This window comes from Pseudomonas sp. GM49, from assembly GCF_000282355.1.
Lineage (GTDB): Bacteria > Pseudomonadota > Gammaproteobacteria > Pseudomonadales > Pseudomonadaceae > Aquipseudomonas.
Map to the genome: position 1 here is coordinate 126,284 of NZ_AKJL01000272.1, position 16,909 is coordinate 143,192.

12 protein-coding genes are annotated in these 16,909 nt (G+C 60.9%); 8 read left to right on the forward strand and 4 right to left on the reverse strand.

Annotated features, from left to right (window positions below; genetic code table 11):
• The first annotated feature begins 78 nt into the window (after nucleotides 1–78).
• The 3 genes from glmU to glmS all read left to right on the forward strand — a co-directional run bounded on the left by glmU (nucleotide 79) and on the right by glmS (nucleotide 4,272).
• On the forward strand, nucleotides 79–1,446 hold the full coding sequence (gene glmU, locus PMI29_RS05530) for a bifunctional UDP-N-acetylglucosamine diphosphorylase/glucosamine-1-phosphate N-acetyltransferase GlmU (protein ID WP_033052653.1): 1,368 nt from the start codon (nucleotides 79–81) through the stop codon (nucleotides 1,444–1,446).
• A 215-nt stretch (nucleotides 1,447–1,661) separates the two neighbouring features.
• On the forward strand, nucleotides 1,662–2,438 hold the full coding sequence (locus PMI29_RS05525; protein ID WP_008002334.1) for a DeoR family transcriptional regulator: 777 nt from the start codon (nucleotides 1,662–1,664) through the stop codon (nucleotides 2,436–2,438).
• Between the two features lies 1 nt (nucleotide 2,439).
• A complete protein-coding gene (gene glmS / locus PMI29_RS05520; RefSeq protein ID WP_008002337.1) occupies nucleotides 2,440–4,272 on the forward strand; it encodes a glutamine--fructose-6-phosphate transaminase (isomerizing) in 1,833 nt (610 codons plus the stop codon).
• Nucleotides 4,273–4,317: 45 nt separating this feature from the next.
• Here glmS and PMI29_RS05515 read toward each other — a convergent pair whose 3' ends face one another.
• Genes PMI29_RS05515 through PMI29_RS05500 form a run of 4 tightly spaced genes read right to left on the reverse strand, consistent with a single transcriptional unit; the run spans nucleotide 4,318 to nucleotide 9,121 of the window.
• On the reverse strand, nucleotides 4,318–5,343 hold the full coding sequence (locus PMI29_RS05515) for a DUF2955 domain-containing protein (RefSeq protein WP_008002339.1): 1,026 nt from the start codon (nucleotides 5,341–5,343) through the stop codon (nucleotides 4,318–4,320).
• Nucleotides 5,333–6,445 (reverse strand): HlyD family secretion protein, encoded by a 1,113-nt coding sequence (locus tag PMI29_RS05510; RefSeq protein WP_008002340.1) that lies wholly within the window; start codon nucleotides 6,443–6,445, stop codon nucleotides 5,333–5,335. Before PMI29_RS05510 ends, PMI29_RS05515 begins: the two co-directional genes overlap by 11 nt.
• Nucleotides 6,438–7,949, reverse strand: a complete 1,512-nt coding sequence (locus PMI29_RS05505; RefSeq protein ID WP_008002343.1) for an efflux transporter outer membrane subunit — start codon at nucleotides 7,947–7,949, stop codon at nucleotides 6,438–6,440. Before PMI29_RS05505 ends, PMI29_RS05510 begins: the two co-directional genes overlap by 8 nt.
• Before the next feature lie 14 nt (nucleotides 7,950–7,963).
• Nucleotides 7,964–9,121 carry an AI-2E family transporter gene (locus PMI29_RS05500; RefSeq protein ID WP_008002345.1) on the reverse strand — a complete coding sequence of 386 codons (1,158 nt, stop codon included), beginning with the start codon at nucleotides 9,119–9,121 and terminating at the stop codon, nucleotides 7,964–7,966.
• A 583-nt stretch (nucleotides 9,122–9,704) separates the two neighbouring features.
• Here PMI29_RS05500 and PMI29_RS05495 point away from each other — a divergent pair.
• From PMI29_RS05495 to PMI29_RS05475, 5 genes are all read left to right on the forward strand, one after another.
• Nucleotides 9,705–10,607 (forward strand): LysR family transcriptional regulator, encoded by a 903-nt coding sequence (locus PMI29_RS05495; RefSeq protein ID WP_008002347.1) that lies wholly within the window; start codon nucleotides 9,705–9,707, stop codon nucleotides 10,605–10,607.
• 127 nt (nucleotides 10,608–10,734) lie between these two features.
• The gene (locus PMI29_RS05490; RefSeq protein ID WP_008002349.1) at nucleotides 10,735–11,361 is read left to right on the forward strand and encodes a glutathione S-transferase family protein; all 627 of its coding nucleotides are present in this window, start codon (nucleotides 10,735–10,737) and stop codon (nucleotides 11,359–11,361) included.
• A 63-nt stretch (nucleotides 11,362–11,424) separates the two neighbouring features.
• Complete coding sequence (locus tag PMI29_RS05485) at nucleotides 11,425–13,455, forward strand: pyridoxamine 5'-phosphate oxidase family protein (protein WP_008002351.1); 2,031 nt, start codon at nucleotides 11,425–11,427, stop codon at nucleotides 13,453–13,455.
• Nucleotides 13,456–13,625: 170 nt separating this feature from the next.
• A complete protein-coding gene (locus PMI29_RS05480; protein ID WP_008002353.1) occupies nucleotides 13,626–14,822 on the forward strand; it encodes a DUF3142 domain-containing protein in 1,197 nt (398 codons plus the stop codon).
• The coding region (locus PMI29_RS05475; protein WP_008002355.1) for a hypothetical protein at nucleotides 14,809–16,909 on the forward strand (2,101 nt) is incomplete at its 3' end. The genes PMI29_RS05480 and PMI29_RS05475, both read left to right, overlap by 14 nt.

The following is a 16,909-nucleotide window of genomic DNA, read 5'->3' on the forward strand; positions in this document are numbered from 1 at the left end:
GCCTCGGCTACCCTTTTTTCTTTTCCGATTTTTACAACCTGGTCGCAGCCGCTGACCACCCAGGATTGGTAGCCAGTCATGTCTCTTGAAATCGTTATTCTCGCTGCTGGCCAAGGCACGCGTATGCGTTCAGCTTTGCCGAAAGTTTTGCACCCGATTGCCGGCAACTCCATGCTCGGCCATGTTATCCACAGCGCCCGGCAACTTGATCCACAGCGCATTCACGTGGTGATCGGCCATGGCGCCGATGCCGTGCGCGAACGCCTGGCGGCGGATGATCTGAACTTCGTCCTGCAGGATAAGCAGCTGGGTACCGGTCACGCCGTTGCTCAAGCCGTGCCGTTCATTCAGTCCGACAACGTGCTGGTGCTTTATGGCGATGTGCCGTTGATCGAAGTCGATACCCTGCAACGTCTGCTCAAGCAGGTGGGGCCAGAGCAATTGGCCTTGCTGACCGTCGAGCTGGATGACCCGACCGGTTACGGCCGCATTGTTCGTGATGTGCAGGGCAAGGTCACGGCTATTGTCGAGCAGAAAGATACCAATGAAGCCGAGCGCAAGATCACCGAAGGCAATACCGGCATTCTGGCGCTACCGTTTGCCCGTCTTGGCGACTGGATGAGCCGACTCTCCAATAACAACGCCCAGGGCGAGTACTACCTGACCGACATCATTGCCATGGCAGTGAGCGATGGTCTGGTGGTGGCCACCGAGCAACCGCACGACGCCATGGAAGTGCAGGGTGCCAATGACCGCAAACAGCTTTCCGAACTGGAACGGCATTATCAATTGCGCGCCGGTCGTCGTTTGATGGCTCAAGGTGTGACGCTGCGCGACCCGGCACGATTCGATGTGCGCGGAGACGTGACAGTGGGCCGCGACGTGCTGATCGACATCAACGTGATCCTCGAAGGCAAGGTCATCATCGAAGATGACGTGGTGATTGGCCCGAACTGCGTGATCAAGGACAGCACCCTGCGCAAAGGCGTGGTCATCAAGGCCAACAGCCATATCGAAGGTGCCATTCTGGGTGAAGGCAGCGACGCCGGCCCGTTCGCGCGTCTGCGTCCAGGTACCGTGCTGGAAGCCCGGGCGCATGTGGGTAACTTCGTCGAGTTGAAAAACGCTCACTTGGGCGAAGGCGCCAAGGCCGGTCACCTGACTTACCTGGGCGATGCCGAAGTCGGGGCGCGCACCAACATTGGTGCCGGCACCATCACCTGCAACTACGACGGCGCCAACAAGTGGAAAACCGTGTTGGGCGAAGATGTGTTCATTGGTTCCAACAACTCGTTGGTGGCGCCTGTGGATATCCTCGCCGGTGCGACCACGGCGGCTGGTTCGACCATTACTTCGACTGTGGATAAATCCCAGCTGGCCATCGGCCGTGCTCGTCAGAAGAACATCGACGGCTGGAAGCGGCCGGAGAAGATCAAGAAAGGCTGAGTTATCCACAACTCCCTTGTAGGAGCGAGCTTGCTCGCGATGGACGTGAACGATGACGCATTCTTTCTGGAAAAATGCGTAGCTCGCTTATTTCTCGCGAGCAAGCTCGCTCCTACAAGTTATCCACAGCTCTTTTTGTCGCATGGCGCTTGACGAAGTTTCGCCGATAGGTTTTGATTGCTTCCGCTATCTTTCGAATCGAAACTTACCAGCTCATGTCGAAGCGCAACACACCTCAACGTCGTCACAACATCCTCGCCTTGCTCAATGAGCAGGGCGAAGTCAGTGTGGATGAGTTGGCCAAGCGCTTCGAAACGTCTGAAGTTACGATTCGCAAGGATCTGGCGGCACTTGAAAGCAATGGCCTTTTGCTGCGTCGTTACGGCGGGGCGATCACCATGCCTCAGGAACTGGTCGCGGACCTTGGTCAGCCGGTTTCCAAATACAAACAAGCCATCGCCCGTGCCGCCGTCGCGCGGATTCGCGAGCATGCGCGCATCATTATCGACAGTGGCAGTACCACCGCCTCCATGATCCCGGAACTCGGCCAACAACCCGGCCTGGTGGTGATGACCAACTCGCTGCATGTCGCCAATGCCCTGAGCGAACTTGAGCACGAACCGGTGCTGTTGATGACCGGTGGTACCTGGGACCCGCATTCCGAGTCCTTTCAGGGGCAGGTCGCCGAGCAGGTACTACGCTCCTACGACTTCGACCAGTTGTTTATCGGGGCCGACGGCATCGATCTGGTTCGCGGTACAACCACCTTCAACGAACTGCTTGGACTGAGCCGGGTCATGGCCGATGTCGCCCGCGAAGTGGTCGTGATGGTGGAGGCCGACAAGATCGGCCGCAAGATTCCCAATCTGGAGCTGCCATGGAGCAGTGTCCATACCCTTATTACCGATGAACGCCTGCCGCTTGAGGCTCGCGATCAGATTCAGGCCCGCGGCATCACTTTGATTTGCGCGGCTGTCAGTCAGGAGAAATAGCATGTGTGGAATTGTCGGCGCAGTCGCAGAACGTAACATCACCGCCATCCTCGTCGAAGGCCTGAAACGTCTCGAATACCGTGGGTATGACAGCGCTGGCGTGGCGGTCTACACCAACGATGAAAAACTTGAGCGCCTGCGTCGTCCGGGCAAGGTCAGTGAGCTGGAGCAGGCGTTGGCCGCCGAGCCGCTGGTCGGTCGCCTGGGCATTGCCCACACGCGCTGGGCCACCCACGGTGCACCGTGCGAGCGCAATGCTCACCCGCATTTCTCCGGTGACCTGGCGGTGGTGCACAACGGCATCATCGAAAACCACGAAGCCCTGCGTGAACAACTCAAAGCCTTGGGCTATGTGTTCACCTCGGACACCGACACTGAAGTCATCTCCCACCTGCTGAACCACAAACTCAAGGATCTGCGCGATCTGACCGTGGCCCTCAAGGCGACCGTCAAAGAGTTGCACGGTGCGTACGGCCTGGCAGTGATCAGTGCGCAGCAACCGGATCGCCTGGTGGCGGCCCGCAGCGGCAGCCCGCTGGTGATCGGCCTGGGCCTTGGGGAAAACTTCCTGGCATCCGACCAGTTGGCCCTGCGTCAGGTCACCGACCGTTTCATGTATCTGGAAGAAGGCGATATCGCTGAAATCCGCCGCGACAGCGTGCAGATCTGGGACGTTGACGGCCAGGCTGTCGAGCGCGAGACCGTGCAATACCGCGACGGTGCCGAAGCCGCTGAAAAGGGCGAGTTCCGTCACTTCATGCTCAAGGAAATCCACGAGCAACCGTCCGTGGTGCAGCGCACCCTGGAAGGTCGCCTGAGCCAGAACCAGGTACTGGTACAGGCGTTCGGCCCACAGGCTGCCGAACTGTTCGCCAAAGTGCGTAACGTACAGATCGTCGCGTGCGGCACCAGCTACCACGCCGGTATGGTCGCGCGTTACTGGCTCGAAGAGCTGGCCGGCATTCCTTGCCAGGTCGAAGTCGCCAGCGAGTTCCGCTACCGCAAAGTGGTGGTGCAGCCGGACACCTTGTTCGTGACCATTTCCCAGTCTGGTGAGACCGCCGACACCCTGGCCGCGCTGCGCAATGCCAAGGAACTGGGCTTCCTCGCCAGCCTGGCGATCTGCAACGTCGGCATCAGCTCGCTGGTGCGTGAATCCGATCTGACCCTGTTGACCCAGGCCGGTCGCGAAATCGGTGTGGCTTCGACCAAAGCGTTCACCACGCAATTGGTTGGCCTGTTGTTGCTGACGCTTTCCCTGGGCCAGGTTCGTGGCACTTTGGCCAAAGGCGTCGAAGCGACGCTGGTCGAAGAACTGCGTCGTTTGCCAACCCGTCTGGGCGAGGCGCTGGCCATGGACGGCACCGTGGAAAAAATCTCCGAGCTGTTCGCCGAGAAACACCACACGCTGTTCCTCGGCCGTGGCGCGCAATTCCCGGTGGCGATGGAAGGGGCACTCAAGCTCAAGGAAATCTCCTACATCCACGCTGAAGCCTATCCGGCCGGCGAGCTCAAACATGGCCCGTTGGCGCTTGTGGATAACGACATGCCAGTGGTGACCGTGGCGCCGAACAACGAGCTGCTGGAGAAGCTGAAGTCCAACCTTCAGGAAGTCCGCGCTCGTGGTGGCCAGTTGATCGTCTTCGCTGACGAGAAGGCCGGCATGACCAACGGTGAAGGCACTCACGTGGTGCACATGCCGCACATCCACGACATTTTGTCGCCGATCCTCTACACCATCCCGCTGCAGTTGCTGTCGTACTACGTCGCCGTACTCAAAGGCACCGACGTTGACCAGCCGCGCAACCTGGCGAAGTCGGTCACCGTGGAATAAGTTATCCACAATGAAAAACCCCCTTTTCAGGGGGTTTTTCTGTTTCTAGGTGGACTGAATTCGACGTTGCCGCCGTGTGTCGAGCAAATGGACCATGACGCAAGCGTACAAGGTCACCAGTATGAACAGCCCCATGCGTATGGCGAAGGCGGTGTAGACGTCCTTGCCCGCTGCGCTGTCCTGTACCGATTGGCCGAGCAGAATGATCAGGGTCGCCAGGCTGTTGAGCCAGAAACTCGGTGGTTGTCGGGTCATGGCCAGGCCGTAGAGTTTTCTGGCCACCAGCAGGCCGAACAGCAACATCCACAGAAAGAACATCCACAGGTTGACGAACAGGCTCAACGCGCACCAGAAAAGGATCGCCATCAGGCCGCCGAGCAGGGTTGAGCCGAGCAATTCCTGGCCGGCGGTGCGGGCGCTGGTCGCGCAGCTTTGTTGGCCGAGGCTGACGGCTTTCATGATGATCGGCAGGTAGCTGGCCGGGTCGACCATGGCCAGCAGGAAAGTCGGCAGCACCACCAGCGTGGCCCGTAGGGCCAGCCAACCGCTTTCGGTGGGAGAAAGACTCGGGCCGGGTTTTGCTGCGGGGGCGCTGGCGGGGTCGGGAAACAGCCAATGGCTGATGGTCAGCGTCGTGACGGCCAGGAACAGTCCCTTGACCAGGGCCACGATCACCTCCAGTGCCAGGGCGAATTCAGCAGTTCCGGCCGCACTGATCAAGGTCAGGCCCACCACCAGGAACGTCGCCACCAACGGGTTGCCGCCGCGCAGGCCGTAACCAAACGCCATGAACAGGCACAGCCCGACCAGCAACACGCCACTAAGCGGGTAGTAACGCAGCAGAGGAATGAGCAGCAGGCCGGTCCCGGTGGTCAACATCAGGATCAGGATCAGACCCAGGCTGGCCTTGAACGGCAACGGTCGGTTCATTGCCGCCAGCATCATCAGCGCCAGCATCGGCGCGAGGAACGGGATGGGCAGGGCCAGACCGAAGCTCGCCGCCAGGCACAGCGCCGTGCCGAAGCCCAGGCGCAGGGCGCGCTGAACTCGGGCCGGGCGCTCAATACGCATAGGACATCCAGCTCATCAGACGCAGGAACAGGCGACCCAGAATATTCAGCGGGTTACCTTCACTCGGGAACGCCATGACTTCGGCTTGCCCGCCGGACCGGATACCTTGTGGGCTGGTCAACTCACCGGGCTCGAACTCGATGATGACCGGAAAGCGCTGGGCAGGGCGTAGCCAATCGCGGCTGTTCTCCACTTTCGGCAGGCTGCCCGGCTGGGTGGTCTGGCCGATATCAACGCCGTAGCCGACGCTGCGCACATGGCCTTTGAAAATTTTCCCTGGCAGGGCGTCGAGAACGATGGACACCGGCGTCCCGGGCTGGACGCTTCCCAGGTTGTTTTCGGTCATGTCGGCGCTGATCCAGACATCGTGGATGGCGATCAGAGTCATCACCGGAGCACCGGCGCTGGCGAACTGGCCGACATCGGTGCGCAGATCGGTGATCAGGCCGGCCGAGCGAGCGTGGACCTTCGTATTGCTCAAGTCCAGCTCGGCTTTTTCAAGGTTGCTGGCGGCGCTGAGCATCTGGGCATTGTCTTCTTCATTACCGCCCTGTTGTTCCCGTGCCCGTTGCACTTCGGCCTTGGCCGCAGCGACCTGGCTGATGGACTCTTCCAGGGTGGCGCGGGATATCTCCAGGCGTCGCAGGGAGATGGTGCCCGGGTCTTCGCGGTACAGGCGTTCAAGCCGCTGGATGTCCTGGCGTGCCTTGAGCTCGTTGGCCTGGGACGCGCGCAGGGACGCTTGCTTGGAGTCGACGCCGGCGGTGTTGGCGCCCACCTGGCGACGGGTCGACTCAAGGTCGGCACGGGCGCGATCGACGGCAATCTGGTACTGCTCTGGATTGACTTCAAACAGCAATTCGCCGGCCTTGACGTCCTGGTTATTGCGTACATGCACCTTGGTCACCCGGCCCGATACCTCTGCCGCCACCGGCACAATGAAGGCCTGCACCCGTGCCTGTTGCGTGTAGGGCGTGTAGCGGTCGGCCAACAGGTACCAGATCAGGCTCAGGATGATCAGCAACACCACCCAGTTGATCGCTTTTCTGGCCGGGTCGGCGGGTACCGAGGTGTTCTCGACCGGTTGTTGGCTGTCAGTCATGGGCACTTTCCTTCGGTTCGTCGAGCAGATCGCCCCAATCGGTCCGTTGTTGCATTTGTTGGCGGGTGGCCGGGTCGATCATCGGCTGGTCGCTGTACCAGCCACCGCCCAGGGCCTTGTACAGGGCAATCAGGCTGTTGACGGCGGTGCCACGGTTGACCAGGTAGATATCCTGCTGGGCAAACAGGGCGCGCTGGGCATCCAGCACGCGCTGGAAATCCGAATAGCCTTCGCGGTATTGGGCATTGGCCAGGGTCACCGAACGTTCGGCGGCCACCGATGCTTCGCTGAGGATCTGGTCGCGCTCCAGCGCCTTGATCAAACCGGTTGCGGCATCGTCGGCCTCGCGCGCGGCCTGACGCACGCTGTCCTGGTAGATAACGATCAACTGCTGCAAGCGGGCATCCTGCACGCGGACGTTGTTGGTGATCCGGCCATGGTCGAAGATGTCCCAGCGCAGACTGGGGCCGGCCACCAGGTCGAGGGTATTGGATGCACCGTTGAGCGAGCTGGCAGACCAGACGATGCTGCCCAGCAGACTGATGGAGGGGTACAGGTCGGTCTCGGCCACACCGATCAACGCCGACTGCGCCGCCACTTGCAGCTCGGCAGCGCGAACATCGGGGCGCCGCACCAGCAGGTTGGCAGGCACATCCTGCAAGACCGCAGTATCGAGCAGTGGCACCACCCCGGTGTAGCGATCAAGGTCAGGGATCGTGCCGGGTGGCTGGCCGATCAGAGTGGACAACGCATTGCGCAAGCTCGCCACCTGGCTTTCGAAATCCGGGATGGTACTGAGGGTGCCCAGGTACTGGGTCTTGGCTTGTTGCAGATCGAGTTCGGCTTCAGCCCCGCTTTTGAACAGGCGCTCGGTGATCTCGAAGCTGCGTTTTTGCAATGCGGCGTTACTGCGGGCGATGTGTAGGCGCGCCTCGGCGGTGCGCAAGGCGTAGTAGGTTTGCGCCAGCTGCGCGTGCAACAGCACCAGGGCATTTTCATAGTTGGCCTGGGTGGCAAACCAGGACGCGTCGGCTGACTCGATGGCACGGCTGAAACGCCCCCAAAAATCCAGCTCCCAACCAATATCGAAACCGGCGCTGTATTGCCAGAAATGCGTGTCCTGAGGGTTAGTACCGCCCGATTGTCGACGGTTCAGGTAGAGGCTGTCGGCGCTGGCCTGCTGCAATTGCGGGTAGCGTCCACTCAGGGCGATACCCAATTGCGCGCGGGATTCCATGACCCGCAGGCCAGCAACCAGCAGGTCGGCGTTGTGGGCATCGGCTTCGGCGATCAAGTGGTCCAGCACCGGGTCGTCGAACACGCGCCACCATTGACGGCTGTCCGGTTGCGCCCGTTTTTGCCCGGCGATTTCCAGGGCCGGGCTGTTCCAGTGTTCGACCCAGGGCTGGGCCGGTGACTGGAAATCCGGGCCCAGTTGCACGCAGCCACCCAGAACGACGGTGCCGCAGAGCAGCAGCCGGCTGATGCGAGCAGGGCATGGCATCAAGCGCAAACTCCTCAGAGGGGACGCTGATCGTTCATTGCCTCTACTTTCGGTGTCTCGTTCACCGCGTCGATCTGGGGAGTCTCGTTCAGTACCTCGGCCGACGGTTGGTCCTGGACCCATTGCCAGAACAGTTGGTAACCCACCGCCAGCGCTACCGGCCCGATGAACAAACCGATGAAGCCGCCGCTCACCATGCCGCCCAGAGCGCCAATCAGAATCACCGGCATCGGGACATCGACGCCACGACCCAGCATCAATGGCTTGAGGACGTTGTCGGCCATCCCGGCAATCAGGCTGTAGATGCCAAACACGATGGTGCCCAAGGTGGTGCCATCGGTGGCGAAGACATAGGCGATTACCGGAAGGGTCACCAGCAGCACCGGTAATTGCATGATCCCCATCAACAGCGCAACCATCGCCAGCAGCCCGGCACCGGGGACGCCCATGAGTACGAAGCCCACGCCTACCAGCAACATCTGAATGAACGCGATGCCCACCACGCCCTGGGCGACTGCACGGATGGTGGCAGTGCACAGCTCGGTAATGCGTGGGCCACGTTCCGGTCCGGAAAGGCGCGAGGTGATGGCCAGGGCGCTTCTTTCACCGTTTTCGCCATAGGCCATGAACACGCCGGCAATGATCAGGGCGCCGATGAACAACAGAAAACCCACACCAACGTCGGCCATTTTGCCCAGCAAGGTCAGGCCGATGGACTTGATATAGGGCATCAGCTTCATGAACACGCTGCTCATGTTGGTGGCGGCCTGCATCCAGTAGTCATAGAGCGGCTGGCCAATAAGCGGCAGGGACGCGATTTTTTCGCTGGGTAGCGGAATCTGCAGCGAATCGGACTTGAGGATAGCCAGGGTGCCCTGGATCGACTCACTGATCGAGGTGCCCAGCAGGTAGATCGGTACCATCAGCAAGGCCAGGGCGACCACCACGATCAGGGTGGCGGCATGACCGTCCTTGTTGACCAGCTTGCGCTTGATGAGCGCATGCAGTGGATACAGGGTGATGGCCAGAATCAGTGCCCAGAGCATGAGGTTGAGGAAGGGGTGAAAGATCTGGAAGCAGAACAGTACCAGCACCGTAATGAGCCCGGCGCGAATGAGTACATCGAGCAAACCACCGGACAGTGCCCTAGCGGAAATGTTAGTGCGCAACATTTTCGAACTCCTTGCTGTGTCACACAGGTTGGCCAGCCAGTTGAAGTTCAACTCTTCCCCACTACGTGAATCCTGAAACAGGATCGACGGACAGCCGTCCAAGCGTTAACAACCCAATAACGCTTTACTTCAAGTCGGGAAAATTTCAACGAGGTACCTATCAAAACTCAATAGGCAACAGGGTGGCTTGTAGTATAGGAGCAGTCGTATATTCCGCCTGTTCAGGCAGACCGGAATCGTGCTGCAGTTGATGGCGCCCGCTGATGAGCCTTTACCTGGAGATCGGTTTGACGCAGTGCCAATGGCTCGTTTTTCCTGTCAGGTATTAACCGTTGCAGCAGGCTGGTCCGGATAATTGCGAACAGTTGCACTCGTCGCAAGATAATAATCCTCAATAATTATCAATAATCCGCGGTCCGTTTTTTGAGGTGTGTGACACGCCTGGTTTTTACTGCGCAGGCGCTAGAGTGCAGTAGCCCATTGATTTACTTGATGGTCGGACGCTCAACTATGTTGTTGAACTCTTGCGCTTAACATTCCGGCCTTCGGTTGCGATTTATCTATCTGAAATGAGGACATGCCCATGGACCGCTTCCAGGAAATGCAGGTCTTCGCAGCCGTCGCCCAGGACCAGGGTTTTTCGGCGGCGGCGCGGCGTTTGGGCCTGTCGGCGGCCAGCGTCACCCGAGCGGTCGCAGCGCTGGAGAAGCGTATTGGCACGCAATTGCTCACACGTACGACGCGCAGCGTGTATTTGAGTGAGGCCGGTCAGCGATATCTGGAGGACTGTCGGAGAATTCTCGCCGAGGTGCAGGAAGCGGAGGACTCGGCAGCGGGTAGCCATATCCATCCCCGTGGGCAGCTGACCATCACCGCACCGGTTTTGTTTGGAGAGCTGTTTGTCACGCCGTTGATGGTGAACTACCTGACGCAGTTCCCCGAGGTCTGCATCAACGCGATGCTGGTGGACCGGGTGGTGAGCGTGGTCGAGGAGGGCGTCGATGTGGCCATCCGCATCGGCGAACTCCCTGACAGCAATCAGCATGCGATCCGCGTGGGCGAGGTGCGGCGGGTGATCTGCGCATCGCCACAGTTTCTGGCCAGCCATGGTCGGCCCAGGCATCCACAGGAACTGGCCCAGGCGCCGATCATTGCGACATCGGCCATTGGCCAACTCAGGAGTTGGCCATTCATTGAAGACGGCGAAACCTTGAGTGTCCGGGCTGAACCGCGGCTGGTGGTGACGGCGAATCAGGCGGCCATCACGGCAGCCAGTTTGGGGTTGGGATTCACGCGGGTACTGTCATATCAAGTGGCGAGCAAGGTGGCCGCCGGTGAGCTGGAAATCATTCTGGCCGACTTCGAACTGCCGCCATTGCCCATCCATGTGCTCTATCAGGGTGGACGCAAAGCGCCGGCCCGGGTGCGCAGTTTTGTGGATTTCGCGGTAAAGACACTGCGCGAGCATCCGGCGCTCAACCACTGAGTTATTTCATCCAATGAAATAATGGATTGCGTTTGCTGGTGATTCTGTTGTTTTGGATGTGAGTGGAAGATACGCCCCATCGGCGCTGCTCTCTCCTGAACAGCACCACTGACCCGAGGTGTCGACCATGCAAGCGATCAAACTCTACAACTTCCCACGTTCCGGCCACGCCCATCGTGTGGAGTTGATGCTGTCCCTGCTGCAATTGCCGACCGAATTGATCTTCGTTGACCTCGCCAAGGGCGAACACAAGAAACCGGCGTTCCTTGCGCTCAATGCATTCGGTCAGGTGCCGGTGATTGATGACCAGGGCGTGGTGTTGGCCGATTCCAACGCGATTCTGGTTTATCTGGCGCAAAAGTACGGCAACGGTCGCTGGCTGCCGACTGATCCGGTGGAGGCCGCCAAGGTCCAGCGCTGGTTATCGGTGGCTGCCGGTCCGATTGCCTTCGGCCCTGCCCGGGCACGATTGATCACCGTGTTTGGCGCGCCTTATAACGCTGAAGAAGTGATTGCCTACGCCCACACCGTGCTCAAAGTGATCGATCACGAACTGGCCAATACGCCGTATCTGGCTGGCAACGAGCCGACGGTGGCCGACGTCGCCGCCTACAGCTACATCGCCCACGCGCCCGAGGGCAATGTGTCGCTGGACGAGTACGCCAATATTCGCGCCTGGCTGGTTCGCATCGAAGCCTTACCGGGTTTTGTCGGCATGCCGCGCACCGTCGCCGGTCTGCAAAAAACTGCCTGATGCTGGCGGCCCGGAGTTGCCGGGCCGCCCCGTTCTGCGCCACTGGCGCAGGGGAGAAGCCATATGGACCGTTCACCCTGGCATGCCGGCGAGAAACAATTGCAGGCGCATGTAGGCGTTGCCGAACGAATGGAAGTCTTCGGTCGTAAGGTGATCCGCAGCGAGATGCCGGACCAGCACCGCACGTTCTATCAGCAATTGCCCTTCATGCTGTACGGAGCGGTGGATGCCGACGGTCATCCCTGGGCCAGTATCCTTGAAGGCCAGCCCGGTTTCGCACACTCGCCAGAACCTGGCCTGCTGCAATTTCGCAGCCTGCCGACCTTTGATGATCCCGCGCAGTTGAGCGACGGCGCGGCCATCGGCCTGTTGGGCATCGAGTTGCACACCCGTCGTCGCAACCGCATCAACGGGCATGTCCGCGCCATGACCACGGGCGGTTTTGCGGTGACGGTGGATCAGTCCTTTGGCAATTGCCCGCAGTACATTCAGTTGCGCCAGTTTCACTCGGTGCCGCTGGCCGACCCCTCGACGCGTGTCGCTCAGCATTTCAGCGGGCTGGATGATGCGGCCAAAGCCATGATTGCCGAGGCGGACACGTTCTTCGTTGCCAGTTATGTGGATGTCGACGGCGAGCGCTCGGTGGATGTATCGCACCGTGGCGGTCAGAGCGGTTTCGTACAGGTGGAAGGCAATCGCCTGACCATTCCGGATTTCGCCGGCAACCTGCATTTCAATACCTTGGGCAACCTGTTGCTCAATCCCCGGGCCGGGTTGTTATTCATCGATTTCAATACCGGTGATGTGCTGCAGCTCAGCGGGCGCACCGAAATCATTCTGGAGGGCCCGCAGGTCGAGGCGTTCCAGGGGGCTGAGCGTCTGTGGACAATCGATGTCGAGCAAGTCGTACGTCGCCCCGCCGCCCTGGCATTGCGCTGGCGTTTCGACGGCGTATCACCCACCAGTTTGCTCACCGGCACCTGGGAGCAGGCCACGGCGCGTTTGCAGGCCAAAGCCCTGGGCGATCAATGGCGGCCGTTGCGGGTGACGCGGATTGAAGCGCAAAGCCACAGCATCCGCTCGATTTACCTGGAGCCCGCCGATGGGGCCGGCTTGCCACTGTTCCAGGCCGGGCAGCATTTGCCCCTGCGCTTCAACATTGACGGCGATGTACATATCCGCACGTACAGTTTATCGAGCGCTCCGTCCGATGATTTTTTCCGCATCAGCGTGAAGCGAGACGGGCGGGTGTCTACGCATTTGCATGAGCAGATCCGTGTTGGCGACCTGTTGGAGGCGCGAGCACCGCAAGGGCATTTCACCGTGGCGCCCCATGAGCGTCGGCCACTGGTGTTGCTGGCGGCCGGGGTGGGTATCACGCCGCTGCTGTCGATGCTGCGCGAGGTGGTTTACCAGGGATTGCGCACGCGCCGTATCCGCCCAACGTGGTTTATCCAGAGTTCGCGCACGCTGGCCGACCAGCCGTTTCGCCGCGAACTGGATCGCTTGCTCGAAGACGCCGGTGACGCGGTGCGGGTGGTGCGGTTGCTCAGCCAACCGGAAGCCGAGGCGGTGCAAGGAGAGGACTTCGACCTCAGTGGACGGATCGACGTCGCGCTGCTCAAGGATCTGCTGACGGTCGAGGATTACGATCAGCTGGATTTTGTCGTCTGTGGCCCCGGAAGTTTTACCCAGGCGCTGTACGACGGCCTGCGCGAACTGGACATTCGCGATTCGCGGATTCATGCCGAAACCTTCGGCCCGTCGACCTTGCGCCGGCGTCCGGACCCCGATGCGGTGGTCATCGAGCAACCGCCAGCCGCCACCTCGTCCGTGCCCGTGGTGTTCCAGCGCTCGGCCAAGGAGGCTCGCTGGCAACCGGAGGGCGGCAGTTTGCTGGAGTTGGCGGAAAGCCGGGGCCTGCGTCCGGAATTCAGTTGTCGCGGTGGCTCCTGCGGCACCTGCAAGACGCGGCTGGTCAGCGGTCAGGTGCATTACCCACTGCCGCCAGCCGAGGTGCCGGATGACGGACACGTACTGATTTGCTGTGCGATTCCGGCGCAGGGGGCGCAGCCGTTGGTGCTGGATATCTGAAGGAACATTGCAGGCGAACATTGCCCGTCGGTCGATGGCTGAGTAGGGTAGGGGCAGAACGAAAAAGGGCCGCATAGGCTAATGCCATTCGGTCAAGCCCGCTCCCACAAGGTTTGCGGTGTGCAAACGCTTAACGCGGCCCTTTCTGCATTTCAGGGACAGGCGTTTCAATGGTTTTTTTCACTCGCTCGATCGCCTTGCTGCTGGCGCTGGTGCTGACCGCCGGATGCGAAAGGCACGACGCACCGCCGCTGGATCAGCAACTCTACATCTGGCAGCGGCAGTGGACGCAGGCCCACGCCGCCGCCCTCAGGGACAGCCGCGCCGATTTTTCGACGTTGCGGGTGCTGGCCTTGCAGGCCTTCCCCAATGCCGGCTGGAGCCGGGCCCGAATTGATCCGGTATTGCTCAGGCGCGATGGGCGGCCGGTGATTGCGGTGGTGCGCCTGGATGGGCAGCTCAAGGCACTCGATCAGGAGGAGGTCACAGCGCAGATCCGCCAGGTAATCAGCGATTGGCAGGAACAAGGCTTGAACCTTGTTGGCGTGGAAATCGACCACGACGCCGGTAACGCCCGGCTACCGGCGTATCGCCGGTTTCTGGCGCAATTGCGCGTAGCGTTGCCGACTTCGCTGCCCCTGAGCATCACCGCATTGCCGTCCTGGCTCGACAGTCGCGAACTGCCGGCGCTGTTATCCACAGTCGATAGCAGCGTGCTGCAGGTGCACGCGGTGAGCGATCCGCGTCGCGGTTTGTTTGATGCCGATCAGGCCTGGCAATGGGCGAAGGCCTGGAGCCGTATCACGACGAAACCGTTCTATCTGGCGCTACCGGCCTATGGCGTGGCACTGCTGCCGTCGGTGGACGGCGCACCGGTTGTGGAAAGCGAAGTGACGCTGGAGCGCGAAGGCCTGCGCCGGGAATTACTCGCCGATCCGCTGTCGTTGCGCACCCTCGGTAGCGAGTTACGTGCCGATCCACCCGAACATCTGGCGGGCCTGATCTGGTTTCGCCTGCCATTGGCAAACGACCGTCGGGCCTGGAGTTTGACCACCTTGCGCGCCGTGGCGCGTGCCGATGTCCTCGACAGTCAGTTGACGCTGCAACTCTCGGCCGACAATGGCCTCTATGACATCGGCCTCAGCAACCAGGGCAACCTCGACAGCGCCTGGCCCGAACGCCTGACACTCGCGGTCAGCTGCTGTGAAGGGGCCGATGCCTTGGCCGGTTACGCGTTGCAACAGCGTCCGGATCTGCTTACCTTCACCCGCCTGCGCGATGGCCGAATACCGGCCGGCGGACAGCGTGCCATTGGTTGGGCTCGCTGCGCACACATTGATCAAGGAGGTTCGAATGTTCACCCGTAACTGGCCGCGTCATTTGCTTTGCCTGAGCCTCAGCCTGCCGCTGGGCTCGGCGCTGGCCTGCGGCCCGGACTTCCCCATGCGCTTGCTGGACAACCGTGGCCAGTCGCTGGCGGAACTGCCCGAAGGCAACTTCAGCTTTGAAATCAGCCGTCTCGGCCACGCCATCAACGGCTTGAAGAACGTCACCGCTGGCGCCAACTACAGCGATGAACCTGACCTTGTAGCGCAACGGGATCAGGCCGAGCAGGCCGGACTGTCCGCTGAGCAACAAGTGTTGGTGAAACACCTGCGCAGCCTGACCGATGCCCATCAGGTTGAAACCGAAGGAGCGCAACTGCCGCCGGAGCTCAGGTTGTACCTGGCGGGCGCCGTGGCATTTGGTACGGGTGATCCTGCCTTGGCCGCCGGGTATTTCAAGAAAGTGCTGGCGTTGCCCGCCGAGCAACGGGCCTCGCGCAGCACCTGGGCGGCTTACTCGCTGGGGCGCGCGTTGTTCGCCATGAGTGCCGAAGCCGATGCGGCGCCGGATCTGCTCGAACAATCCCGCAAAGCCTTCGAGCAAACCCGGCAATTGAGCATCGACGGCTTCAGCGATCCGCTGGAACTGGGTGTCGCCAGCCTCGGCGAAGAAGCCCGGGTGGTGCGCACCGCTGGCGACTGGAACCGCGCCATCGAGCTGTACGCCACGCAAAATCTGCACGGCTCCACGGTGGGCTACGAATCGCTGAAGCTGTTGATGGCAGACTTGATGGCGCTGCCGGAGGATCAAGTGGCCGAATTGCTCAAGGGCCAGCCCGTGCAGCAGTTGGTGACTGCATCGCTGATCAGCCGGTTGGGCTGGTCCTTCGGCGATCAACCACCCAACGAACAGAAAATGATCAAGCTGCTGCAAAACAGCACTCGCGGCAGTCTTGAAAACGCCGACCGCCTCGCGGCGATGAATTATCAACAGGGCGATTACGCCAGCGCCAAGGCTTTCCTTGAGCATGCCGGCGATGGCGGGTTGGCCTGGTGGCTGCGGGCAAAACTGGCGGTGCGCGAGGGCGATAAAAACGCGGCCGCCGCAGCCTATGCCAAAGCAGCCCAGGCCTTCCCGCAGAATGAATCCTGGGGCGAGCGACGGACCCCGGACTTCGATTACGAAACACTTCAGCCCAAATGCCGGGTCGAGGGTGAAAGTGCGATCCTGGCCTTGCAACGCGGGGACTACCTGCAGGCCTTCGATCAGCTGTATCGCAGCAAAGGCATTTACTGGTTCGACGCCGCCACCGTCGCCGAGCGCGTGTTGACCCTCGAAGAACTTAAGCACTACGTCGACACACAAGTGCCCGCTCCGCCGCCGCTCAGCCAGCAGGAACGCGACAATTACGTGCCCTTGCCGGTGGCGGCGAGCCTGCGCAATCTGCTGGGGCGGCGTTTGTTGCGCGAGGGGCATTACGAGCAAGCGCTGGTGTACTTCGACAATGACGGCTTGCGGCACAAGGCCAGGTTGTATGGCGAGCAACGTCTGGCGGCTGATTCAGCCTGGTGGCCGACCCGTCGCGCCGCTGCGCTGTTCAATGCGGCCTGGACGGCACGCGAGTGGGGCATGGACATTCTGGGCTATGAAACGGCGCCGGATTACGCCACGTTCGGCGGTAACTTCGTTCTCGAAAACGCCGAACTCAAAGTCGGTCCATTGGTGGCCGAGGATGAAGTGAAGCGCCAGCAGGCCAGTGCTGCCCAGCCAGATCGGCGTTACCACTATCGCTTCGTGGCCACGGCGTTGGCGAGCAAGGCCGCGGATAACTTGCCTCACACCAGCCAGGCGTTCGCAGCGGTGCTGTGCGAAGCGTCGGGGTGGAACAGCAGCCTTGAGGAGCAAAGTGCGATTTATCAGCGCTATGTCAAAGAAGGGCCTTACGTGGAATGGGCCGCCGATTTCGGCCACCAATGCCCGTATCCCGACTTCGAGAACGCCGACAAACGCTACGTGACTCAAGTCACCGACGCTGCGCGTTCGGCCTTGCGGCCGTACAAGACACTGTTACAGATTGGTGGCGTACTGGCGGTCGCGGCAGCCGCGCTGTTGTTGTTCAATCGCCGCC